The organism is Acinetobacter junii, from assembly GCF_018336855.1.
GTDB classification, from domain to species: domain Bacteria; phylum Pseudomonadota; class Gammaproteobacteria; order Pseudomonadales; family Moraxellaceae; genus Acinetobacter; species Acinetobacter junii.
The window spans coordinates 2,897,238-2,922,473 of record NZ_CP059558.1; the positions used below are offsets into that span (position 1 = coordinate 2,897,238).

25 protein-coding genes are annotated in these 25,236 nt (G+C 38.5%); 14 read left to right on the plus strand and 11 right to left on the minus strand.

Annotation, left to right across the window (positions count from 1 at the left end):
* Positions 1-27: 27 nt before the first annotated feature.
* Positions 28-477, minus strand: a complete 450-nt coding sequence (locus H2677_RS13405) for a hypothetical protein (RefSeq protein ID WP_004958841.1) — start codon at positions 475-477, stop codon at positions 28-30.
* A gap of 645 nt (positions 478-1,122) precedes the next feature.
* Entirely contained in the window at positions 1,123-1,368 is a 246-nt protein-coding gene (locus H2677_RS13410; protein WP_004916571.1) for a SlyX family protein, read from the minus strand.
* A 32-nt stretch (positions 1,369-1,400) separates the two neighbouring features.
* Between H2677_RS13410 and H2677_RS13415 the strand changes: the two genes are divergently transcribed.
* Positions 1,401-3,314, plus strand: a complete 1,914-nt coding sequence (locus tag H2677_RS13415; RefSeq protein WP_212638735.1) for an ATP-binding cassette domain-containing protein — start codon at positions 1,401-1,403, stop codon at positions 3,312-3,314.
* A gap of 53 nt (positions 3,315-3,367) precedes the next feature.
* On the opposite strand, the gene H2677_RS13420 is transcribed toward H2677_RS13415, so the two are convergent.
* Entirely contained in the window at positions 3,368-3,910 is a 543-nt protein-coding gene (locus H2677_RS13420) for a DUF4334 domain-containing protein (protein WP_004957729.1), read from the minus strand.
* A gap of 207 nt (positions 3,911-4,117) precedes the next feature.
* Here H2677_RS13420 and H2677_RS13425 point away from each other — a divergent pair, with 207 nt between their 5' ends.
* On the plus strand, positions 4,118-5,053 hold the full coding sequence (locus H2677_RS13425; protein WP_099949236.1) for an LpxL/LpxP family acyltransferase: 936 nt from the start codon (positions 4,118-4,120) through the stop codon (positions 5,051-5,053).
* A 41-nt stretch (positions 5,054-5,094) separates the two neighbouring features.
* On the opposite strand, the gene H2677_RS13430 is transcribed toward H2677_RS13425, so the two are convergent.
* Entirely contained in the window at positions 5,095-6,789 is a 1,695-nt protein-coding gene (locus tag H2677_RS13430; protein ID WP_212638736.1) for a PT dipeptide repeat lipoprotein, read from the minus strand.
* A 133-nt stretch (positions 6,790-6,922) separates the two neighbouring features.
* Between H2677_RS13430 and H2677_RS13435 the strand changes: the two genes are divergently transcribed.
* Genes H2677_RS13435 through H2677_RS13445 form a run of 3 tightly spaced genes read left to right on the plus strand, consistent with a single transcriptional unit; the run spans position 6,923 to position 9,796 of the window.
* A complete protein-coding gene (locus tag H2677_RS13435; protein WP_212638737.1) occupies positions 6,923-8,167 on the plus strand; it encodes a cupin-like domain-containing protein in 1,245 nt (414 codons plus the stop codon).
* A 43-nt stretch (positions 8,168-8,210) separates the two neighbouring features.
* A complete protein-coding gene (locus H2677_RS13440; RefSeq protein WP_212638738.1) occupies positions 8,211-9,095 on the plus strand; it encodes a DUF6502 family protein in 885 nt (294 codons plus the stop codon).
* 2 nt (positions 9,096-9,097) lie between these two features.
* Entirely contained in the window at positions 9,098-9,796 is a 699-nt protein-coding gene (locus H2677_RS13445) for a hypothetical protein (protein WP_212638739.1), read from the plus strand.
* 287 nt (positions 9,797-10,083) lie between these two features.
* On the opposite strand, the gene H2677_RS13450 is transcribed toward H2677_RS13445, so the two are convergent.
* On the minus strand, positions 10,084-11,229 hold the full coding sequence (locus H2677_RS13450) for an endonuclease/exonuclease/phosphatase family protein (protein WP_212639619.1): 1,146 nt from the start codon (positions 11,227-11,229) through the stop codon (positions 10,084-10,086).
* 189 nt (positions 11,230-11,418) lie between these two features.
* Between H2677_RS13450 and asd the strand changes: the two genes are divergently transcribed.
* The 5 genes from asd to truA all read left to right on the plus strand — a co-directional run bounded on the left by asd (position 11,419) and on the right by truA (position 17,305).
* Complete coding sequence (gene asd, locus H2677_RS13455; RefSeq protein WP_004916583.1) at positions 11,419-12,537, plus strand: aspartate-semialdehyde dehydrogenase; 1,119 nt, start codon at positions 11,419-11,421, stop codon at positions 12,535-12,537.
* 140 nt (positions 12,538-12,677) lie between these two features.
* Positions 12,678-14,108, plus strand: coding sequence for a FimV/HubP-related protein (locus H2677_RS13460; RefSeq protein WP_212638740.1), 1,431 nt, complete (start codon positions 12,678-12,680; stop codon positions 14,106-14,108).
* 63 nt (positions 14,109-14,171) lie between these two features.
* A complete protein-coding gene (locus tag H2677_RS13465) occupies positions 14,172-15,479 on the plus strand; it encodes a FimV domain-containing protein (protein ID WP_212638741.1) in 1,308 nt (435 codons plus the stop codon).
* A gap of 44 nt (positions 15,480-15,523) precedes the next feature.
* On the plus strand, positions 15,524-16,492 hold the full coding sequence (locus H2677_RS13470) for an asparaginase (protein ID WP_004958814.1): 969 nt from the start codon (positions 15,524-15,526) through the stop codon (positions 16,490-16,492).
* Positions 16,493-16,507: 15 nt separating this feature from the next.
* Entirely contained in the window at positions 16,508-17,305 is a 798-nt protein-coding gene (gene truA, locus H2677_RS13475) for a tRNA pseudouridine(38-40) synthase TruA (protein ID WP_004957701.1), read from the plus strand.
* A gap of 40 nt (positions 17,306-17,345) precedes the next feature.
* Here truA and H2677_RS13480 read toward each other — a convergent pair whose 3' ends face one another.
* Positions 17,346-18,353 (minus strand): AraC family transcriptional regulator, encoded by a 1,008-nt coding sequence (locus tag H2677_RS13480; protein WP_004916600.1) that lies wholly within the window; start codon positions 18,351-18,353, stop codon positions 17,346-17,348.
* 230 nt (positions 18,354-18,583) lie between these two features.
* Between H2677_RS13480 and infA the strand changes: the two genes are divergently transcribed.
* Positions 18,584-18,805, plus strand: coding sequence for a translation initiation factor IF-1 (gene infA / locus H2677_RS13485; RefSeq protein WP_001284370.1), 222 nt, complete (start codon positions 18,584-18,586; stop codon positions 18,803-18,805).
* 59 nt (positions 18,806-18,864) lie between these two features.
* On the opposite strand, the gene H2677_RS13490 is transcribed toward infA, so the two are convergent.
* Positions 18,865-19,236: a lysozyme inhibitor LprI family protein gene (locus H2677_RS13490; protein WP_004958805.1), complete on the minus strand. Its 372-nt coding sequence runs from the start codon at positions 19,234-19,236 to the stop codon at positions 18,865-18,867.
* A 156-nt stretch (positions 19,237-19,392) separates the two neighbouring features.
* Here H2677_RS13490 and H2677_RS13495 point away from each other — a divergent pair, with 156 nt between their 5' ends.
* A complete protein-coding gene (locus H2677_RS13495; RefSeq protein ID WP_212638742.1) occupies positions 19,393-19,800 on the plus strand; it encodes a hypothetical protein in 408 nt (135 codons plus the stop codon).
* Positions 19,801-19,864: 64 nt separating this feature from the next.
* Here the strand turns inward: H2677_RS13495 and leuB are convergent, their stop codons facing one another.
* The 4 genes from leuB to leuC all read right to left on the minus strand — a co-directional run bounded on the left by leuB (position 19,865) and on the right by leuC (position 23,794).
* Positions 19,865-20,944, minus strand: a complete 1,080-nt coding sequence (leuB, locus tag H2677_RS13500) for a 3-isopropylmalate dehydrogenase (protein WP_212638743.1) — start codon at positions 20,942-20,944, stop codon at positions 19,865-19,867.
* A 45-nt stretch (positions 20,945-20,989) separates the two neighbouring features.
* Complete coding sequence (locus H2677_RS13505; RefSeq protein WP_004957691.1) at positions 20,990-21,565, minus strand: hypothetical protein; 576 nt, start codon at positions 21,563-21,565, stop codon at positions 20,990-20,992.
* A gap of 147 nt (positions 21,566-21,712) precedes the next feature.
* Entirely contained in the window at positions 21,713-22,363 is a 651-nt protein-coding gene (gene leuD / locus H2677_RS13510) for a 3-isopropylmalate dehydratase small subunit (protein WP_004958794.1), read from the minus strand.
* 12 nt (positions 22,364-22,375) lie between these two features.
* Positions 22,376-23,794, minus strand: coding sequence for a 3-isopropylmalate dehydratase large subunit (gene leuC, locus H2677_RS13515; protein WP_212638744.1), 1,419 nt, complete (start codon positions 23,792-23,794; stop codon positions 22,376-22,378).
* A gap of 319 nt (positions 23,795-24,113) precedes the next feature.
* Here leuC and H2677_RS13520 point away from each other — a divergent pair, with 319 nt between their 5' ends.
* The gene (locus H2677_RS13520) at positions 24,114-24,320 is read left to right on the plus strand and encodes a DUF2061 domain-containing protein (protein WP_017397277.1); all 207 of its coding nucleotides are present in this window, start codon (positions 24,114-24,116) and stop codon (positions 24,318-24,320) included.
* A gap of 51 nt (positions 24,321-24,371) precedes the next feature.
* Complete coding sequence (locus H2677_RS13525; protein WP_004916621.1) at positions 24,372-25,235, plus strand: LysR family transcriptional regulator; 864 nt, start codon at positions 24,372-24,374, stop codon at positions 25,233-25,235.
* Position 25,236 lies beyond the last annotated feature (1 nt).

Sequence of the window (25,236 nt, forward strand, 5' to 3'; positions counted from 1 at the left end):
TCGTTTTTCCTATGATCAATCAATAAATTAGCGTTGTGCTAGTTCGTGTAAATAAACTTTTATATCTTCAAGCTGAGTGGCTCTGAGATCAGTTTCCTCATCCCAATACAGTCCCACACAGTTTGCCTGCATATCAATAGCATAAACTCCTTTTAATGCAATGGGTAAGTCATTAAATTTCTGATCACCCTGCACAACCTGAAGCTTGCCATCAACAACTCTTGCACGCATAAGTGCTAAGCGAGCATCTGGAATAAGCACACTATAATAAGCAACCATACTGGCGCGTTTTTCTGATGCCATTGGAATTTTCGTCCACTCAGGCGCAACGATGAGTCGTGGGTGTAATCCCATTTTGCGAGCTTGATCGCGCATTAAACCGAGTGCTTTTTCTCTTGGACTCACACGTAAACCAAAAATAGAGCCAAGTACAAATAGTACAATGGCAACAGTTATCCAAATTCCAACATTACTCATTAAAGATGCCCAAAACTTCCTTTTATTAGCGTTACATAAGTTGAATGAAAAAGGCAAGTACTTAACTTGCCCTTATTTTATATCTGCGCTTTTTCTCACATATTTAAATCACCAGTCTGATTTAAGAATGTTTAAAATTAGAGTTTGAATATTTGTTTTATTAAATATGAATAGCTCTTTATAAAGTACAGAGTTAAATTAGCAATTAATTCAAGTTCGGCTCACTACCACTTATCGAAAAAAAATTCATATGAGCAGTTATTAAAGTCACCTCTCTCAAACAACCTATACGTTCTGTAACTCAACTATTCCTAAAAGATATTTGTTTTAGATTTTTCCAACCTAATTCCAACCAATAATTGCAGGAGGATTCCTCTAGGTTGAAATATCTAGAACACTCAATCTCAATAAATCTTATATTCGACTCATTCTTATGCGTAGTCAAAATACTGATGAGTAATAAACTACTTACAACTATTAAAAATCATTTGGCATTATTCATGTTGGTCAAATTAGCCTACAAAAATATCCTAACTAAATGCTTTGACTTGAGATAATAATTATTTAAGGACCAATAAGAAGTAAAAGAGTCGTTTAATTCAATAAAGATACAATTTATTTTCGTAGATTCATTCCTATTGAATATCAATAATGCGGTGGTTTGTTACTCATTGGATCAAAGGGTGCAATTCCTTCTGACAAGTCTGAAGACTCAACGCGTTGGTATAAAAGCTGCATTTGTTTCTTCAAAACTGCAATTTCTTGTGTCTGAATTGCGAGCTGTTGATTGAGTTGCTCAACTAAATCATCTAAAAATGCAATTCGCACTTGCAAATCTTCAATGGGTGCGGACAATGACGCGTGATCATCAAAATTTTGTTGTTTAGTCATTTCAGACCTCATCTGAGCTTTTAGGAAACATTATGGCCTATATTACTTTAAGGGATGTCCATCTCGCATTTGGCGGACCAGCCCTACTCGACGGCGCGAACTTTAACCTAGAACGTGGTGAACGAGTGTGTTTAATCGGTCGTAATGGTGAAGGTAAGTCTACTTTACTTAAACTGATTGAGGGAAGCTTATTACCCGATAGTGGTGAAGTTTCGATTCAAAATGGCTTAACCGTTTCTATGTTAGCCCAAGATGTTCCAATGGATTCAGGCAAAGTTGCCGACATTGTAGCGGATGGTGCAGGTGAAGCCGCAAGTGTCTTAAAAGAATATCATGAGGCAAGTGATGCTTGTGTGCTAGGTGATATGGATGCCTGCGACCGTATGGGTATGCTGCAGCATAAACTAGATCAGTTAGATGGTTGGGCATTAGAAAATAAAGTAAATACCATTTTGGGTAAAATGGGACTCGACCCAAATGCAGATTTGGCTGACCTATCAGGTGGTCGTAAACGTCGTGTACTACTGGCGCGCGCGCTACTCACTCAACCAGATGTTTTATTACTCGACGAACCGACCAACCATTTGGATGTGGAAAGTATCGAATGGTTAGAAAAATTCCTATTAGATCAAAACAATCTCACGCTTTTATTTATCTCACATGACCGTTCATTTGTAGATAGTATTGCGACCCGTATTGTTGAACTCGATCGTGGTATTCTGCGTGGCTATGAAGGTAACTATTCACGTTACTTAGAACTTAAAGCTCAGCAAATGGAAGCTGAAGAAAAACAGAATGCTTTATTTGATAAAAAACTTGCTGAAGAAGAAGCTTGGATTCGTCAAGGTATCAAAGCACGTCGTACCCGTAATGAAGGTCGTGTTCGTGCTTTAAAAGCTTTGCGTGAAGAATCTAAAGCTCGTCGCTTCCAGCAAGGCAAAGTTAATATGGCGACACAAGAGGCTAACCGTTCAGGTAAGTTGGTCTTTGAGATAGAAAACTTAAGTGTTAGCTATGATAGTAAACCACTCATTAAGGATTTCTCTGCAATCGTATTACGTGGTGATCGTATCGGTTTAGTCGGTGATAATGGAGTCGGAAAAACCACACTCATCAAAGCCATCTTAGGTGAAATCCAACACGGCGGTTCGGTTAAAACGGGTACACAACTCGAAGTTGCTTATTTCGATCAACTACGTAATGCACTCGACCTCGAAAAAACCGTTATGGCGAACGTATCGGAAGGCTCAGACTTTGTCGATGTGAATGGTAACCGTCGTCATATCTATAGTTATTTACAGGACTTTTTATTCTCACCTGAACGCGCACGTACACCTGTGAAAGCTCTTTCTGGTGGTGAGCGTAACCGAATTCTGTTGGCAAAACTTCTACTCAAACCATCAAACTTAATTGTGATGGATGAGCCAACCAATGATTTGGATATGGTGACACTTGAGTTGCTTGAAGAAATGTTGTCTGAATATAAAGGCACTTTGTTACTCATCTCGCATGACCGTGCATTTATGGACAACGTCGTCACCTCAACTTGGGTGTTCGATGGAAAAGGTAATATTGATGAATACATAGGTGGTTACCAAGATTACTTGGAGCAACGACCAGATCAGAAAGTCGTTGATCAAAAGAGTGATGTAAAAAAGGCACAAGCCAAGGCTGAAGCTGCTTCATTGGCTGCCGCAACTCCAACGCCAAAGAAAGTGAAGCTAAGCTATAAAGATCAACGTGAGCTTGAGCAACTTCCTGCTGAAATTGAGAAATTAGAAGCAGAACAAACTAAACTTTCAGAGAAACTAGCGGATGGTTCATGGTTTGTGAGTGATGCCAATGCAGCGACTTTAGCCAGCCAACGCTTAGCTGAAATTGATGAGTTATTGCTTGAAAAATTAGAGCGTTGGGATGTATTAGAAAATCTTAGCAAAGGTTCATAATTCATTTCACAAGCCCAATCTTCAGGATATTAGATAATAATTTGAAGATTGGGCTATTCCCATAGATGTTTACTTCCCTCTTCTCGCATAAGAATAAAAAAATAAGGCTGAGCTTGATCTTTTAAATCCATCCACCCAAGCACTGTATTTTGATCAATACGCCTAAATACATCATTAATCGGTTTTTCATCATAAATCATGGTGGCAGATGATTTACCTCTAAACTCAATCATCCTTAATCTTGCTTTACTTTTATCTGTTTTGAGTAATCTCAATCCTCTCACCAGATACTTACTCTTACTTTTTAAAAAGCTAAAATCTAAACCTAATGGCAACCATTTCGGATCAATACTAAATAAGTTGGAACTTTTTAGGTTCAGTAAAACCAGTGGAAATACTGTTTCATCGTCTATAAATTTTTTCCCATACCAATTTGCTTTATCCAACAGACCATTCATTGGATGACCAGTGATGACTTCCAAACCTTTCCATTGACCATGCATAAACTCGCAATCAACACTCTCTAAATGATCAAAATAATTCATCATTTCCTGAGTATCCATTTTCTTGCCATCAAATATTTCTGAAATATTCATCTGTCTTTTTACCTTAATTATTTTAGCTATCCCTACAATCAATCTATTAAATAACTGATTTTTTTATACAGCACTTCAATAGAGTAAAAATCAACCACCATTCTATGATTTTTATTGTCAATACAACAAACCTCCTAGAACAATTATTAGAAAAGCAACTTCGTGTTACACTTCGCAAAAATTCAACTTATTTACGCATCTAAGTCTATGAGCCAACAACAGTCTTATATTCCTGGCGAATTTCGATGGGAATTTTTACTTCCAAAATACTGGAAAATTTGGATCGCCATTATTTTCCTTATGCTTTTGGCTATTCTGCCTTGGGCAATTCAATGGCGCTTAGCACATGGACTAGCAGCATTATGTTGGTATCTATTAAAATCGCGTCGTAAAACCACGCTAAAAAATTTAGAAGTTTGTTTTCCTGAATGGTCGCCTGCCGAAGTTGAAGCTCAAGCCAAACAGGTGTTTGTCGACATGATGTTAGGTGTGTTTGAAACTCTAAATGCGTGGTATTGTCCACATTGGTTTAAAGGTCGACATAGCATAGAAGGCTTAGAGCATATCCTTGATGCCAAAGCCCAAGGTAAAGGCATATTGTTACTCGGCACACACAGTACCTTGCTTGATGCGGGTGGTTATATTTGTGCTCAATACTTTGAACCCGATGTTGTTTATCGACCACAGAATAATCCAATGTTGGATATGTTGATTTATCGTTGTCGAGCGACTATTTATCAACAACAAATTGATCACGATGATATGCGAGGCTTAGTACGTCGTTTAAAAGATGGCGGTGCTATTTGGTATAGTCCAGATCAAGATTTTGGTTTAAAACAAGGTGTGATGGCTCCCTTTTTCGGTGTGCCTGCAGCAACCGTGACTGCGCATCGTCGTTTATTAAAAATCTCTAAGTCCGTTGCAATTCCATTGTATTTTTACCGTTATGGTGATGTCCGCAATCCACAATATAAAGTACTCATCGAACCAATCGTCGAAAATATGCCAAGTGAAGATGAAGTAGATGATGCGATTCGTGTAAATAAAATTATTGAGGCTCAACTACGTATTGCACCGACACAATGGATGTGGTTTCACCGTAGATTCAAAACTCGAGCAGAAGGTTACGAAAAAATCTATTAGACATAAAAAATCTGTGTCCGAAGACACAGATTTTTTGCTTATTAAGGTAGTGGTCGATTTACAAAAATTGTTTTAATGTTTGATGAAGATGTGATGCCACCTTCTGCTAATACAGAACGACCATCCAATAAATGCCATCCCAATAAACCTTGATGTGTAATACGCTCATCCATCAAACTAGTTGTGTCACCACTATCTAATACGCTGTTTTCAAATACTTTGTATTGAATAGAAGTAGCTAAGTTTGGTTGAGTACTGTCTTTTTCAAATACAAAACCAACTTGACCATTTGGCAATTCGAGTTCAAAACGATAGATAAAGCCCTGAGCCTTTTGTGCATCTAGAATCGCTTGAACTTCGCTCGCTTTAGCATTCGATGTTGAGGCAATCCAACGATATTGATAAGTTCCATTATGGACATTGCTATTACTACAAGCAAAAGCAAACTGAGATCCGTAAATATATTCAGCGAAGAAGATTCGACAACCTTGACCACCGAATTGATTTGCAACACCTTCCCACAGAGCTTTATCTCGTACTGATGATTCAGTTACTTCTTTAGTCGTGATTGCGTATACAGCTGTATCCCCAACACGTTTCTCAAAAATATTATTGTAGAGAGATGGTTTGCTATCAGCGAGTCGAACGACTGCTTGTTGTTTAAATAAAAAGCCTAATGCTGCTTGTTGAACAATTTGTGTTTTCCATAGTGAATAACGTGCGCTTGCTGTGGCAGCCGCACCATCAAGAACTTTATATTGATATTTTAATGCCGTTGTCGCGTTATCTTTAACATAGAGGTTTCGATCATCACGTGCGTCAATATATAACTCAAATGATGCTGTCGGTGACGTTGTTCGGGTATCAAAATTTGCTAAGTTCAGACGATAGCCCGCATTTGCCTGTGCATCTAATTGTAATTGTAATTTTTGTAAGCTCGGCTGAACATCTGCCAATATGCCTTTAGATGAAGATACAAAAGTCGTTGGTGCTTTTCTTTGGAAACGTTGAATTGATGATTTCTTCCAACAGAGCTGCGTTGCATTTAAGTTTATTGATTGAACAGTACGATCAATTTCACTGCCGACAGGATTCGAAATATTTTCTAACAAGCAAAACGTGTTTGCATCTCTAAAAGCTACAACCCCCTGTTGACCTGATGCGGAGCTACGACTTCGTATTGTTGCGATGTGGTATTTGGTTAGATTGGCAGTAATTTGATTCCCCATATTTTCAACCACAATTCCTGTAGCAGGCCCACCATCCAAAGCTAGATCACCCTTCACGGCTCCTGCACATTGAGGTTCTGTGTATTGTTCACTATCCACGACCATATCAAATGAATTTGTCCCAGTTCGATAATTTTCAACAACTAATCGATAAGCCCCAAATGATGAGTTATTACAAAAGGTCGATTCCCATGTTCCTGCTAAAGCTTGGGCAGGGGTTGGAGTCGGTGTTGGCGTCGGCGTCGGTGTAGGTGTCGGAGTTGGCGTTGGTGTTGGTGTTGGTGTCGGCGTTGGTGTCGGCGTTGGTGTCGGCGTTGGTGTCGGCGTTGGTGTCGGCGTTGGTGTTGGTGTTGGTGTTGGCGTTGGTGTTGGTGTTGGTGTTGGCGTCGGCGTTGGTGTTGGTGTTGGTGTTGGTGTTGGTGAATTATTAGATGAAGAGCTTCCGCCACATCCAACTAAAGCTACACAAGTAACGCTTAAGGCAAGTTGAGTCCATATATTTTTCATGATTTCACCCTCTGTGTGAATTTTTCACATATAATACATGTGAAAATTTAACACTTTTCTGCTTGAGTGCAAATATTTTTATGCTTAAATTAATAACAGAAGGTCAAATCTTTGGATTAACAGGTTAAAAAGTATGGATGCACAAATTAATTTAATTAATCAATTCAAAGCATTGCCAAAAAATTGGAATGATTGGTTATTAGAAAATTTAGAACGCGGCTGTAATCCAGATGATTTAGCTAAGATTTTGCTACAAGAAGGTTTAATTGATTTAGATAAGGTTAGTTTTGAAAGCAGTAATCAATATTCACAAAACTACGACTGGCTCGAACAACTTATTGCTAAAAAACATGATTACATCTCACACAATTTAAATGCTCATCAAAAAAAATGGATTGCTGAAGCTGTGCTAGAAGAAAAATCCAAAGTCGAAATCTACCAGACACTTAAAGCACAAGGCTTAAATGAAATTGATATTGCAGCAGAGATCGTTGAGTTAAAGCAGAATCCCTATTTTCAAATCGCTCAACAACAGCATTTTTTAGTCAAAAAACGAGATTGGTTATTGGATACTCTTGATCGTTATGCACGACTCCATACTGATTACTTACAAGTAAAACGAATTTCCACACCAAATTTTGAACAGTTTATTCAAGATTATTACAGCAGAAATCTACCTGTAATTTTTAACAATGCGATTGATCATTGGAGTGCTCTAAAGCAATGGTCTCCACAATATTTTAGAGACACGATCGGTCATCAAAAAATTGAGGTTCAATTTAATCGAGAGCAAGATCCATTATTTGAGCGGAACTCTATTCAGCATAAAACCCAAATGAGCATGAATGATTATGTTGATTTGATTGAACAAAATCCATATTCCAATAACTTTTATATGACTGCAAATAATGCAAAAGCCAGTCAATCTAGTTTGTCTGAACTCTTTAAAGATATTGGCGACTTTCACAATTACACTGATCACAGCCAAGTTTTTGAACGAAGTTTTATTTGGTTTGGTCCTAAAGGTGCATTCACGCCATTACATCATGATTTAACTAATAACTTTCTAGTTCAAATCTATGGTAGAAAGAAAGTCACTTTGATACCCGCAATGCAAGTGCCTCATTTATACAATGACGTTGCGGTGTTTAGTCAGATCGCAGACCCTCATCAACCTCATATCACAGAGCAATTTCCCGATCTAAAACATTGTTCAAAAATTGAATGTATCTTAAATCAAGGTGATTCTTTGTTTATTCCAATAGGCTGGTGGCATTGTGTAGAAAGTCTAGATGTCTCCATAAGTGTATCTTTTACTCATTTTAATCTTGATAATAGCGGGGCTGAGAAATTCCCCCAATCCACTCATCATGATTGAGTTTAAGAAATAACTAAAGCATATCGATTTTTAAGGTATCTCTATGGCAAAACCAACCGACCAAATGATCATCCACACTGAGCAATCGCAGCAAAATGTTCAAGGGGTTATTCCTCAAGATGCTGAAACCACGTTGGAAAGTATCTTTCCAATGATGCAGCATATTGCCCGTTGGTTAATTCATTCTGGAGTTGGATATACCGATTTTGTCGCTGCCTTAAAGCCTATTTTTTATGAACAAGCTTTGGCTGAATTAGAGCGCATTCAACAAAATAAGACCGATTCAGCAGTCAGTTTATTATCTGGATTGCATCGGAAAGATGTTAGTGCCTTTAGACAACAAGCAAATCAAGCCATGACTGAAGTGCAACCTAATTTTGCTATTAGTGTCCCTGCTCGTGTGATTGCAAGATGGATTGCTTTGGATCTTCCACATCAAATTCCTGTATCTGGCGATGGAAATAGCTTTGAAGGATTGGTCAGACATATTTCTACCGAAAAGCATCCTCGTTCAATTTTATTTGAATTACAACGATTAGGCGTCGTTGAACAAAAAGGAGCTGATGTTGTTTTACAACAACAAAGCTTTACGCCTGATAATCAAAAGCAAGAAAGTAAAGCATTATTCTCTGCAAACCTAACAGATCATCTTGCCGCTGGAATAGACAACTTCATTAGCGAAAAAACATTTACTCATCTTGAGCAAGCTGTACATGCAGAAAAATTGACACTCAAATCTATTGAATCATTGCGACAACTCAGTATTGAGCTATGGCAAAACATGGCTAAACAACTGTTAAATGCCGCGATTGAATGCTGTGAACAAGATCAGAATCAAAATGATGCTAAGTACGAGTTCCGCTTAGGAATTTATCAATATGATAAGGAAATAAGATTTCAAATACCTTATCAATATAAAGGTAAATAACAATGAAAAAATTATCGTTATCGGTATTGCTGTGCAGCATTACACTATCTTTGGTAGCTTGTGGTGACAACTTTCTAGCTGCAAATGTTAGCTTAGGAGGTAGTGGTTCAGGTACACAAAAACCTGTACCTGGTGGTAACGATAATTCTTCTAATCCATCTACTGGCGATGGTGATGAACGCTATGAATATGTCGCAAGAATTCCCGCTGAAACCCTCAGTACCTGTTCCGGCGTAGAGCGTCGTATGCGATTCATTGATGCTGAAAGTAAACAGCCCCTTCCAGTAGATACAATCCGTTCCATTTCAATTTCTCCATTACAAATTGAAATACGAAACACAACATCAAACTATATTTATGAAATGACACCTTTATGCCGTCATATTGATTTCAAGATCGGGACCATGGATATAGAAGCCAGCCAATCTTTTAAATGCAGTAGAGACCAAGATAGTATTCAGGTATTAAAACCCTTTGAGACTAGAACTTACGAAGTTGATTTAAAATTCGCAGAAACACAAGAACCAATTACCGTAAATTACTATGCATTTTACAGCGCTGAACTCCCTTCAACTGATATCATCTGGGATAAATGCGATATAGCTCAATCAACTGTATTAATGCATAAACGCTTGATTCCCAAAATAGAAGAAGATAACCCATCCATCGAATTTCCAACAGAAGCAGAGCCAGCTCAGTAAGATGTTTAGCGAAAACAAACAATAATCGGATTAAATGATATAAATTAGAAAAATTAAAACCCGAGTTTCGCATCCTGCAAAACTCGGGCAAATGAGGTTGTGCTTTCACATCTTTGTTATTATCTTGCTTCCGTAGCAGGCATCATATCCATAATGCATTTTCCATCTCAGCGTCGCTATCCTTAAACGGAAATCCATTCCTGCGTCCATGTGCTGATGTATTTAGAATAAATCTTTTAAGTAGATTAGACCATTCGTTATGGACCTAAATCCCTGTACGTTATGGCTTACAATACTCCTTCTCTACTTTCCTTTTCCATCGCTTGTTTATGAGGTTGTGCTAACTCATCCACAACAATTTTTTCTTCTTTTTCAGCCTTTTCTATACCGTCTTGAATCGCCTCTTTCGCCTCTTGCTCATCATCAGCCGTTTGCTCCAACTCTTGTTGCTGTTGTTCAAAAATACGACCCGTTTGTAAAACCACATAAATTGGAAAATGATCTGAACCAATATGTGCCAATCTTTTCATATCAACCAAAGCAAAATCTGTACTGTGGAAAATGTGATCGAGTGACCATCTTAATAGTGGATAATCGGCATGAAAGGTATTCATGAAATAACGACCAACACGTGGATCTAATAAACCGCTGATTCTCTGAAAAAGACGCGTTGTTCGTGACCATGCCACATCATTTAAATCCCCCATCACGATGCAACTCTGATCGAGATCTTTAATTTGGTCACCCACAATTAATAATTCTGCATCTCTTAGAGTGGAATCTTTAGCTTCCGTTGGACTAGGAGGCTTAGGATGCAAGCAATATAGCTGCACTTTCAGGCCAGAAGACAAGGTTAAAGTCGTATGAATGGAAGGGATCTCATCACTTAAGATAAATTTCACTTCTGTATCGTGCAAAGGCAAGCGGCTATATAGATGCATACCATATAAGTTATCTAAAGGTACGGGCACGCGATAAGGATAATATTGTTCAATGTTAACTAACGCATTTTGCCAACTTGAATCTGACTCTAATGTCAGCACAACATCAGGTTTTAATGTGTCTATATGCTCAAGCAATAGATGATATTTATCATTTGGCGTCAACACATTGGCAACCAGCAATGAGATTTGCTGGTTTTCATTGATTTGCTCAGGCTTAACTTTTTGAACTTGTTTTTTCCAAATCGGAGTATATGGAAGAACCATTTTCAACTGATAAGCGATTGCTGCGACCAATCCAACAAACAGCAACTCGGTAGTCAAGGTCCATTCGGGAATGGCAAATAACATTGCAAAAAAGGCGAAGAGACCGAGTGCCAGAATCTGTAAGCGCGGAAAGTCCGCACCTCTAAACCACCACTCATCTCTGGGGATTAATGACCAAAACGAAAGCCATATAACCAATACTGCACAAATCTGAATCCATATCATGTTCATTTTTCTCGTGGGGATGTCTTAGATTCTCAATAAAGTTATGGCTTTATCAATTTTCTATCTAATACAAACAAATTATTTCACTCAATTAAATTATCGTTTTATTTACGTAAAGCTTGCAGTTGTGGTCGCTTTTGATACACTCAAACCCCTTAAAAGTTTTTTGAAATACCGAGGCACAATGACATGAAAGTAGGTCTGGTCGGTTGGCGTGGGATGGTGGGTTCTGTCCTTATGCAACGTATGGTTGAAGAGAATGATTTTGCTCATATTGAGCCATTCTATTTTTCTACCAGTAATGCAGGTGGCGAAGCGCCTTCATTTGGTGGTAAGACTGCCCCAGCACTTATGGATGCTTCAGACATTAAGAGTCTGAAACAAATGGATGTCATTTTAACCTGCCAAGGTGGTGACTATACCTCTGATGTATTCCCGAAACTCAAAGCTGAAGGTTGGGATGGTTATTGGATTGATGCTGCGTCTACCCTTCGTATGGCGGATGATGCAATCATCGTACTTGATCCAGTAAACTTAAATGTGATTAAAGATGGTTTAGTCAACGGAACAAAAACTTTCGTTGGTGGTAACTGTACAGTTTCACTTATGTTGATGGGTTTAGGTTCACTTTTCCAAAATAATTTGGTTGAGTGGGCTACCTCAATGACTTACCAAGCAGCTTCTGGTGCTGGTGCGCAAAACATGCGTGAACTCATCACTGGTATGGGCTATTTGTACAACAATACTAAAGAATTACTAGATGATCCAAAATCTGCGATTCTTGATATTGATCGTCAAATTGCTGACTTACAACGTGGTGAAGGTTTCCCTAAAGCAAACTTTGGCGTGCCACTCGCTGGTTCATTGATTCCATACATCGACAAACAACTCGAAAGTGGTCAATCAAAAGAAGAATGGAAAGGCCAAGTTGAAACCAATAAAATCTTGGGTAATCAACAAATCGTTCCAATTGATGGTCACTGTGTTCGTATCGGTGCAATGCGTTGTCACTCACAAGCAATCACTTTAAAGTTGAAAAAAGATGTTGCGCTTGATGAAATTGAAGACATGATTCGCAACTCTAGCCAATGGGCGAAAGTCGTTCCAAATACTCGTGAAGCTTCAATGACTGACCTGACGCCTGTTGCAGTAACAGGTACTTTAACTGTTCCTGTAGGTCGTTTACGCAAGCTAAATATGGGTAAAGAATATTTAGGTGCATTTACAGTAGGCGATCAGCTACTTTGGGGTGCTGCTGAACCTTTACGCCGTATGCTTCGTATTTTAGTTGAATACAAGAACGCTTAAGCAAAAACACCTAAAAATCAAAAGCCGATCACACTTGATCGGCTTTTTTATGTTTTCACTTTTGAAGAATTTACAATTCATTTACATCACGTTAATGTATACTTTTACACGACTATAACATCACTTTTTCATGGATCGAGATGACTGTTTATAACAAATTAAAAATTGCCATTTTAGCCATATTTTCTTCGCAACATCTTTACGCAATTACACTCGATCCGTTGCAAGTTCAATCTGCGCCTGGGGAATTACTTTACGCTGAGATGAGTTTTCATCAAGCAGACACGAACTCAAAACTAGAAGTGAGTTTAGCTACGCCTGAAGATTTAATGATGATTGGTGCAGCACACCAACCACCATCTGGTTTAAATTTTTTTACAAGACGTAATAGCCAAGGCGAAGGAACGATTGTTATTACTTCCACACGCCCAATGACTGAAGCTGAATTAAATATTATTTTAAAAATTCAGGAAGGTAGCGCATCACATTTAAAACATATCCGACAGCCTATTCGTAGATCTGTTGATCCTGTTTTAGCTAAATCAATTGCCGAAAAACCGCTTACACCTAAGTTTATTGTGAGTGAAAAAGATATCGCATTAAACTTACCAGTGAGTACTCGATTTAATGCCAATGCATCTGAGTCAAAAGAGCAAAGTTTAAAACAAGAAACTTTGCTGAATGCACCATATAAACTTCCCCCTGTTTTAAATAATGATGATTCTTCAGTAAATGCTGAAGCTATTTCAATTGCACCACAACCAAGTGCACAGCCAAATACGTTACAACAAACAGCCTCAGCAAATAATAACGTCAATGCTGAACAAGTTGCTCAAGCTCCTGCACCTTCGAAAGTCGTTGAGTCTTCGCAAACACCACCGACGGATCTCAATAGTGAAAAAACGATTGCTCGTCAGGACATGAAAAAGGTGGAAACAACACCAACTCAACAAAAAGTTCAACAACCTAACAAAACTCAGCAGGCAAAAGTCAAAGCACCTGAGCAGAAAAAACTAAATTCTGAAAAAACCCAACAACACGTAGTTCAACGCAATGAGTCTCTGTGGAGTATTGCACAGCAAATCGCAAGTCAGACTCAACAGCCAGTAACACAAGTCATGTCTCAAATTAAAAAACAAAACGAACACGCATTTATTGGGGGTAATCAAAATAGAATACGCCAAGGTTCACGTTTAAACTTTAATCTAAGCAATATTCCAAGTCGTCCAGCACAAAATACTAATCAGCTTGCAGCACAAACCACAACTGCACCTAATGGACGTACCAAATACCGTTTGCAACAAGCTGAAATGTCTTTAGTTGCCGAGAGTAATCAAGATTCCAGCACAGGAAGTGCGAAGAAGGACACATTACAACAAAAAACCAGTGCTGACTTATCATTAAAAGTTATGACAGCAAGGGAAAAAACCGTTACATTACAACGAAACGTGACTCAGTTAGAGTTGGCATTGCGTCAAAAGGAACAGCGTATCCAGCTATTAAATGCTCGACTGGCTGAATTACAAGAGCAACTAAAAGCTCAACAGGAAACTAAAAAGCCAACACGCTAGGTTACGAGAATATTCTCATAAATTTACACTAAAAGCTGCTCTAATCTTTAAGGGGTGAAGATCATGTCAACTATCATCATTGTATTGTTAGTTATTGTATTAGTCGTTGCAATCGTTTTAAAAAAACGTGCTGACAATGAAAATACAGCAACTCCTAAAAAAGGAGGTGCAGCCAAACCTCAAAAGAAAGCAGCATCAAAAAAAGTTGCGACCAAATCAACACCTATTGCTGAAGTCGAAACACAACAACAGACAAATAAAGTTCAAGCCAGTACACCTGTACCAACACAACTGAAAGAAAAGATTGAGCAACTTATTCTTGCTAATAACTTCCAAGCTGCTGAAGCTCAAATCAATCAGGCACTTAAAACAGATGATTCTCAGCATGACTTGTATATCTTATTGTTAGATCTTCACATCGCTCAAAAAGATGATTTTGCAATTAATCAGTTGATTAAACATTTACAAGATTTAGAACTAAATTCACTGATCCAAACTGCACAGGACAAGAAAAAAGAATACGAAACCAATAAACCTTCAGATGCTTTAGAATTTCATTCTAGCAAAGGTCATTTTGGTCAAACATCAACTATTACCGAAACTCCTGTACAAGATAATTCAGCAGATTTTGATGCATTGGTTGCTTCACCTAGCCCAGCTCAATCATTTGATCAACTTCAAATGGAAGTTGCACCGTCTCCAGTCGAAGAGCGAAAAATAGAAGCTGAACCTACTCCTGAAGTTAAACCTTTAGATTTTAGTTTTTCTTTTGAACAAAAAGAAACTGCTGAACCTGCTATAGAGATTGAAACCAAATCCTCGCCTGAACCTGAATTAACAGAATCGAAAGATCAAGCTCCTCTAGAATTTTCTTTCAACCTCGAACCTACAACCTCACCTACTGTCACTGAACAGGAAGTCAAAGTTGAAGAAACCAAATCTGGTCTAGATTTTAGTTTTGCTGATCTTGAACTGAAAACCCCAGAACCTGAAACAAAAACTGAAGCACCAATTCATTTAGATTTAGACTTCAATCAACCTGAAGTTAAGCTTGAAGAACAGCCAGTCTTTGACAAAACGGCATTTACATTTGAGATTAAAGAACCGACAACGGCTGAAGAGACTCAACCTGAACTCATCGTACCAGTCTCTCAAACAGCACCTGCTCTTTCAACTAACGATCCTTTAATGCAATCTTTTCCAGATTTGCAAACTATGGACGAAGCTCAACTTAATCTTGATCTAGCAGAACAATATATTGAATTAGGTGCTTATGAATCTGCGCGAGTTATATTGCAGACCAATCAATCACTTTTTAATCAAGATCAACAACAATACGTAGAAAAGTTACTGAATAAAATAGCTTCCTAAATTTGATCAGTCTAATATAAGCAGTCTCTCGGACTGCTTTTTTTATGATGAAAAAAATTGCTTTGATCTACATGGGTGGTACGTTTGGCTGTGTCGGTAATCCGTTAATGCCAATGCCTGAAAATGAGTTTATTCCCTTACTTGAAAAAGTCATTCCACCCCATCTTGACGTTGATTGTTTTGCAGCACCTAGTATAAAAGACAGTAGTGCTTGTACAGCTGTAGATTGGCTGAAGCTTATTCAGCAAATTCAAGACCTTCAACTCAAAAACTATCAACATTTTGTCATCATTCATGGCACTGACACGCTCAGTTATGCGGCAGCGACACTTGCACGTTTCTTGGGACAGTCATCTCATATTATGATTACGGGTAGTCAATATCCTCTACTTAATATTGAAGGGAATGACACTCGAGAATTTACTGATGCTCTCGGGAATCTAAATTTAGCACTTGAGCAGGTACTTAGCCTTCCTGTCGGTACATATTTAGCATTTCATCAACATATTTTCCATGCGCAAACTGTTCTCAAAGTACATACGACTGAATTAGATGCTTTTGCAGGCGTTGATGCACATCAATCATGCCAAACTTCTATCGAAAATTTTATTGTTCAAGCTGAACATATAGAACGTGCCTCATCATTAACTGTACTGAATTTAATGTTGCAGCCAATCGCAAAAGAACAACTTGCTGCTCAACTCGAAAATTTAATTAAAAACCCACCACACTTCTTGATATTACAAGGGTTTGGAACAGGAAATATTGCAACCAATTCCGAATTATTGAATTTATTCGAAGCATTATATGAACGAGGTTGTGTCGTCATTATTAGCTCACAAGTGGTGTTTGGTAAACTTGATCAACGATACGCTGTGAGTTCTTGGATAGAAAATGCCAAAGTATTAATCAATGATTGTCATAGTCATGCGGATTTATATGCAAAAGCATTGCAAATGTATTTAAAATACCCGACTCATGTTCAATGGTTTGAACATTGGAATACAAACTAAGATTGAGGTTTAAGCATGCAACGTTACGCGATCGGTATTGAATTTTGTGGTACTCAATACCGTGGTTGGCAAACTCAACAAGCAGGCGTTGTAAGTGTGCAAGAAACCATCGAGAAGGTACTCAGTAAAATCGCCGACCACCCTGTCACTCTTCATGCTGCTGGGCGGACTGATGCTGGCGTTCATGCAACCAATATGGTCGCGCATTTCGATACCGAAGCCATTCGCCCCGAACAAGGTTGGCTTCGAGGTGCCAATAGCCAACTTCCAAAAGACATTTCTATTCAGTGGATCAAATGCATGGATGAAAATTTTCATGCACGCTTTAAAGCAATGGCTCGTCGTTATCGTTATGTAGTATATAACGCCCCCACTCGTCCTGCTTTACTCCACAAACAAGTCACGCATCTATACCAAGAATTAGATGTGCAAAAAATGATTAAAGCTGCTGCGAAATTTGAAGGCACTCACAATTTTGAGTCATTCAGAGCTGCCGCATGCCAATCCAATCAACCTGTACGACATGTAAAGCATTGTCGTTTATTTGAACATGGTCGCTATTTAGTTTTAGATATTCAAGCCGATGGTTTCTTACACCACATGGTTCGAAATATCATGGGGTGCTTACTTGAGATCGGGCAAGGAATGTATGAGATTGACCATATAGACACGATGTTTGCTGCCGAAGATCGTCGCGCAGCAGGAATTACCGCTCCCGCAGATGGTCTATATTTTATCCAATCTTATTACCCAGATCAGTTTGATTTACCTCAGCTGCCTCTCGGACCTCACTGGTTAAATCTACCCGAATAAAAAAAGCCCTCTTCTTGAGGGTTTTTTCTGATGTAAAAGATTAACGCTGTTTTCTTTTGCGATACTCAACAGGGGTTTCATTCGTCCAGCGTTTGAATGCACGATAGAATGTACTTGGTTCTGAAAAGCCCGTTAAATAAACAATTCTTTCAACACTTTCATTGGTATTTGCCAAAAGTTTTTTCGCCAAACGACAACGATAATCGGAGAGGATTTGCTGAAAACTGGTATTCGCCTCGCTAAGCTGAGTTCTTAAACGACGCGGTGTAATGTTGAGCTGGGCTGCAACGGTTTCTAAAGTTGTCTCACCGCTTTCCAATGTTGAGCCAATTGCACGACGTACTTCACCCACCAGATCATAGCGAGCTAATTCTTGTAACTTCTCAATCGCAAGTTGCTCGTGTAGTTGTAATAATTCTGGTTCGGCCTGCCATAGTGGATAATCAAGCACAGCCATATCAAAATAAAGACGTGTTTCTTTCTGACCTAAACTGACAGGGCAGCCATACACTCTGAAATACTCATCATCATCAGCGCCTTCATTGAAATTGAAATCAATGAAGATCGGCTGAAATTGTCCTTCGGTAATGAACTTGAAGAAGCGCAAAATACCTGACATCGCACATTCAGAAAAATGACGATTGACTAAATTATCAGGCCAATATTGTTCACCATTGCTTAAATAGCAACGACCATCTTCAATTACTAACTTCGCATCAAACGCATCACTTATCAGACGTTGATAGGCTAAGGCACGTTTAAGCCCTTCACCAAACGTTTCACTACTGATAAATAAGTGTTCAATGACTTGACCACGATATAATGGAAGATGCTCACCTAAATGCAGACCAATATCTGGATCATTACTCACTTCCTGTGCTGCGATCCAAAATGCATTTTGAGCACTTAAAGGGGTTCTGGCATTGGTATCAACTTGATTTAGAGCAACACCTGCTTTTGTTAAAATCTCTTCAGTTGGTAATCCTGCTTTACGAATTGCCTGATAACCAAAGCGCAATACAACCGATGCATCTGTTAACTGACCCACGCAGTGCCCTTCCCTGTAGATACTTTATTATGACAATAAGCGATGATTTTAGATTAACGTTGATTGACCAAACTGACAACACTATTCTGCTTCTTTTGTTAAAAAAAAATACAGATTGTTAGACAGTTTTCTCAAAATAAACGTTGCAGCCTTTGCTAAGCCAGCGTCTTGTAAATTTTAAATAAATTGACTATAATTTGCGCCTTTCCAATTTGATCATCAGGTAGGCCATGGCCAATAAAGAGGAACTCATTGAGTTCGAAGGCGTTGTCACCGAAACGCTTCCTAATACGATGTTCCGTGTACGTTTAGAAAACGGTCACGAAGTTATTGCTCACATTTCTGGTAAAATGCGTAAACACTATATCCGTATTTTAACAGGTGACAGTGTTAAAGTTGAAATGACACCTTATGACTTAACTAAGGGTCGTATCACGTACCGTGCACGCTAAGATTAGTGAATGCAAAAAAGCCACATGATTTGTGGCTTTTTTTATATCTATAAATTGTGCTATTCACTCAAACGTGTAGTTTTACAGCCCACCGTCTGACATTCTCGCAAACGCTCTAATAGCCAATGATTGCGCTCTTGTGTCGTTGATAAGCGGCATTGTACGTCTACAGAAACTTGCTGATCATCAGTACATTCAGCATCTCTATAGCGAATCCAAGCAAGTTGTGACTTTTTCAAAATTTTTTGTTGTGTTTCATCTAATTTCTGACGTAATTGCTGGTAGTTCTTATTCAAATCTGCATCAGCACTCGCATAAATTTTATTGGTACAATAAATATCATCATAGGTATTCCGAGCTTTATCACAATTATTTGCCATCGCGAATGTTGATGCCACCCCCAAAATTAAACCTAAGATGATCTTATACATGAATTCTTTCCAAACAATTTATTATCGAAATATCTAAGCATATTTCGCAAGAATTGAACATTGCCGACCGATAGACGAGTTTGTATATTTTTGTTTAATGGTTTTAAATAGATAGATGATCATTCATTTAAATACTTGCTCAATAAAGGATGACTTATGCAGTATTACAAGGTATGGATATTAGCAGTATTTATTTTATTACAAGCATGTACCACACCAAATTGGAGATCGGTACAGCTTCAAGATTATTTACAACCCTATATCGGTCAACTAGCAAGCAACATTCAACAAAACTTGAATCTTAGAGAGTTAGGTTTTCAAACATTAAAAGCACCTAAAAAAACCGATGAATATTTAATATTTACGGTGCTACGTCCAATCAATATTCCTGTACCTATAACACAAAGTATAGGTGGAATAGGACCAACCATGACTGGTACTCGATTAGGATCCATAACAACAAGTCAGCAATCTTATGATATTAATTTTTACTGTCATATTATTTTTGAATTAGATCAGCAACAAATCGCTCGTTCAATTCGTTATGAAGGTAAAGCGTGCTAGCAAAAATTTGCAATAAAAAAAACGTAGCCCAAGCTACGTTTTTTTTATTCAGTTCGATACCGAATTAGTTGAGCGCTGAAACTACAGCCTCACCCATCGCATCTGTTCCAACTTTTGTCATCCCTTCAGACATAATATCTGCTGTACGCAGACCTTGATCTAGAACTTGACCTACAGCATCTTCAATTGCTTTCGCAGCAGCTTCTTCACGGAATGTATAACGCAACATCATTGCAACTGAGAGCACTGTTGCAAGCGGATTTGCAACATTTTGACCTGCGATATCAGGTGCTGAACCATGACATGGTTCGTACATCCCCTTACCATTTTCATCTAAAGATGCTGATGGCAACATCCCGATCGAACCGGTAAGCATAGCGGCTTCGTCAGATAAGATATCACCGAATAAATTACCAGTCACAATAACATCGAACTGTTTAGGAGCACGTACCAATTGCATTGCAGCATTATCAACATACATATGAGACAGTTGAATATTTGAATACTGCGCTTGCTGTAAATCAGTGACAGTTTGCTTCCACAATTCAGTGACTTCTAGCACATTAGCTTTATCTACTGAACAAACTTTACCACCACGTAATCCAGCTAATTCGAATGCAACTTTAGCAATACGCTTAATTTCGCTTTCTGAATAAACATCGGTGTTATAACCTTGTTTCTCACCGTTTTCTAACTCACGGATACCACGAGGCTGACCAAAATAAATACCACCCGTTAATTCACGTACAATCAGAATATCTAAACCTGCAACGATTTCTGGTTTCAAGCTAGATGCATCGGCCAATTGTGGATACAAAATCGCTGGACGCAAGTTAGCAAATAAATTGAGTTCACTACGGATTTTTAACAAACCACGTTCAGGACGAATCGAACGCTCAATGGTATCCCACTTAGGACCACCTACAGCACCCAACAAAATAGCATCTGCTTTTTTAGCCTGTTCACTTGTTACAGCTGGATATGGTTCACCATGTGCATCAATTGCAGAACCACCGAGCAATCCATGTTCCCATGTTAAACCCAAGTTAAATTTATCATTGACCTTAGTTAATACTTTTTCAGCTGCACCAACGATTTCAGGACCAATTCCATCACCCGCTAAAATTAAAATATGCTTAGACATCTATTTTTCCAGTTTCATGTAAGCAGTTACGACACTGCACGTCGATTAAATTTTCTTTTCTACAAACTCACCCAATCCCGTACTGACATCAAATGGACGACAGAAACGGCGGATTGTTCGTTGCTCTTGTAGTAAATCCACACATAAAGGTTCAGGCACAGAGACTTTTAACAAGCTACCTGACTGATGTGCTCTATCTCGGTACATTTTGAAGGTATAGCGCTGGTTAGACTTAAACGCATGAATCACATGAAAAGTTTCAGCACGGTCAGGTGAAATAGGATAATAACGAATCACTACTTCATATTGTTTAGCAGGCACGCTGAGATAAACTTGTTGCTTCCGACTAAACACTGGACCATGTAACCGAACGATTCCTTTTTCCATTGCTTGTGAGCTAATACGACGTGATTTGGGATCCATCACAACAGTATCACCTAGTCGTTCAAACTCACAGTTATCGACACCTGAACAATATAAAGTTGCATTTTCCGCTTTGTCTTCTAGTGCATTTTGCGCAATACGAACTTGATCAACTACATTTGGTGCATTCTGACACGCAGTTAAAGTCGTACCGACAAATAAACACAGCAAACTACTGCGAGCGAGTTTTCTTTTCATTATTCAAGCCCAGTCCTCATTTCATGCAAACATGCAAGCGAATCGTATTCGCTTGCATGTTAACAAGAGTTCAATCACCGCGCTATGGTTATGTTCAAAATGTCTCCAAGACATCGCTTCATATTTACATTTAAATAATATAAATAGTTAAGCTTGGATCTCTTGAAACACCCATGGGCGTTGTTGTTTTGCCTTTTCTTCGTAACGACGAATATCATCGGCAGCTTGTAATGTTAAACCAATATCATCCAAACCATTTAATAAGCAGTGCTTACGGAATGGGTCAATTTCAAACTTAAACGCCTCTCCATTCGGAGTACGTACTTCTTGTGCAGCTAAATCAATTGTAAGTTGATAAGCTTCTGTTTCAGCACACTCTTTAAATAACTGATCAACAATCTCTTCAGACAAGATCACGGGCAACATGCCATTTTTAAAACAGTTATTAAAGAAAATATCTGCAAAACTTGGCGCAATTACAGTACGGAAACCATATTCATTTAATGCCCAAGGCGCGTGTTCACGGCTAGAACCACAACCGAAATTAGTACGAGCCAATAGAATTGTTGAACCTTGATAGCGAGGTTTATTTAAAACAAAATCTGGATTCTTAGGACGTTTACTAATGTCCTGCCCCAAATAACCTTCGTCCAAATAACGCAACTCATCAAATAAGTTATCGCCAAAACCTGTGCGCTTAATTGACTTCAAAAACTGTTTTGGAATAATCAAATCCGTATCGACATTGGCACGATCTAAAGGTGCAACAATACCTTGTTCTACAGTGTATTTTTCCATGATTTAGCTCCTTTAGAATGAACGAACATCAACAAAATGACCTGCAATTGCTGCCGCTGCTGCCATTGCTGGACTAACCAAATGAGTACGTCCACCATTACCTTGACGACCTTCAAAATTACGATTTGAAGTCGATGCACAATGCTCACCTGGTTGCAATTTATCAGCATTCATCGCTAAGCACATCGAGCAACCTGGTTCACGCCATTCAAAACCTGCTTCCAAGAAAATCTGATCTAAACCTTCTTGTTCTGCTTGTTGTTTGACTAAGCCAGATCCAGGAACAATCATCGCCTGTTTAATGCTAGCAGCAACTTTACGACCTTTGACAACTGCAGCAGCCGCACGAATATCTTCGATACGTGAGTTTGTACAAGAACCAATAAACACTCGATCTAATTGGATATCTGCCAATGCTTGACCTGCATTTAAGCCCATATATTGATATGCACGTGTCCAATCATTACGTTGCACGTCATCTTTAGCTTGCTCTAAAGTCGGTACTGCTTGTGATACAGGAATCACCATTTCTGGTGAAGTTCCCCAAGACACTTGCGGTTCAATTTCTGCACCGTTTAACTCAACAACAGCATCGAACACAGCATCTGTATCAGAATGCAAAGTATTCCAGTAGGCAACTGCTTGATCCCATTGCTCTGCTTGAGGTGCGTAGTTACGACCTTTTACATATTCAATGGTTTTATCATCTACAGCAACCATACCCACGCGTGCGCCAGCCTCGATCGCCATATTACAAACAGTCATACGACCTTCAATCGACATATCACGGAATACTTGACCGCCAAATTCGATTGCGTAACCTGTGCCACCCGCTGTACCGATTTTACCAATAATCGCTAAAACCACGTCTTTTGGAGTTACACCTTTACCTAATACACCGTCAACACGAACAAGCATATTCTTCGATTTTTTCTGTACCAAGCATTGAGTCGCTAAAACATGCTCAACTTCAGATGTCCCAATACCATGTGCTAAACAACCAAATGCACCATGCGTAGCCGTATGAGAATCACCACACACAACAGTCATACCAGGTAATGTTAAACCTTGTTCTGGACCAACAACATGTGCGATACCTTGACGGATATCATTAATACCAAATTCAACGATATTAAAGGTCTTACAGTTATCATCTAAGGTTTGAACTTGGATACGAGAAGTATCATCTTCAATCCCTGCAATGCCTTGTTCACGCTCTTTTTTAGATGTCGGTACATTGTGGTCAGGTGTTGCGACATTGGCACTTAAACGCCATGGTTGACGTCCTGCAAGCTGTAAACCTTCAAATGCTTGTGGACTAGTCACTTCATGTAATAAATGACGATCAATGTAAATTAAACACGATCCATCATCACGCTCAGTGACTAAATGATCATCCCATAATTTGTCATATAATGTTTTGCCTGCCATGTCTTCGCTCTCCGTAGTGCTTGCCATAGGACTGGGTATTTGTAATCTTAGCTTGATTATAACAACCGTTTCACATAAATCTAATTTATCATTTTTATAAATTAACAAACTTTTAGGAATAAAAAACTCTTTCAAATGATTCCGGATTTCAAATGATATATAAGCTTGAATTATATAAAAAACTAGAAACTAGCACTCATATGAAGACTTATCGTTGATTCATTTATAAATCCAATAACGACAAGCTAAAAATTCTTTTTTACAATACAAATGATAATGATTATTATTTAAATAATTAAGATTTAAAATGGTGACTCAGATGGCAAATATTCAAAAATTCGTGATAAATAACCAACGAACTTTAAAAAAAACCTTGAGTTACTACATCATGCACATCACTGTTGCTATGATGGTGGCATATCTAGTGACAGGCAATTTGATCATGGCAGCAACGCTCAGTTTGCTTGAGCCAACAGTGCAAGCCTTTGCATTTTTCTTCCATGAAAAAGTATGGAGTCGTTTCTAGAACCTATCCGTTGCAGATACAACGAATTTAAACGCCTTATGGAAAGCCAATATGAATCTTGCTGCTTTTGAAGCATTTGTGAAAGTGATGGAAACAGGTTCTATTTCAATCGCTGCAGAATTATTATTTATCACTCAACCTGCAGTCACTAAACGTATTCATAGTTTAGAAGATTATTTTGGCGTAAAATTATTTGAGTCAGCAGGTCGTGGTATTCAACCAACACATGCTGCACATTCATTACTTCCAAAAGTAAAGACATGGTTAAATGAATTAGGTGAGATTCACCACACACTTAGCCATGAACAGACTCAGGTGCAAGGTCGCCTTAAAATTGGCACTAGCCATCATATTGGTCTACATCATCTCGCTGAACCACTTAAGAAATTTGTTCAACTTTTTCCTCAAGTCACTTTGGATGTGCATTTTGTCGACTCTGAACAAGCACATGAACAAGTCCTTGCAGGAGAGTTAGAACTTGCCTTTTTAACGTTACCCCCAGCAGGTGATGATCGACTCAGCTACGTGACTATTTGGAATGACCCCTTAGTATTTGTGAGCGCACCTTTTCATCCTTTGGCAAAACAAACTCAACTTAATCTTGAAGATTTGATCGCCTATCCTAGTCTTTTGCCTGCTGCACAAACTTATACGAGTCAAATTACGTTATCAGAGTTTGAAAAGAATGGTCTAAAACCAAAAATAACCATGAGTAACAATCCTTTAGAATCTATCAGGATGCTTGTTTCAATAGGTTTGGGTTGGTCGGTTTTGCCTAAAACATTTCTAAACGAAGATTTAAAGCAACTCGATTTAAATTTAAAAATGAATCGTCAACTCGGTATGGTTTGGCATCCTGCGCGGATTCAATCTAGAGCTGCTGAAGAGCTGATTCAACTGATGAAAAACGATTAAA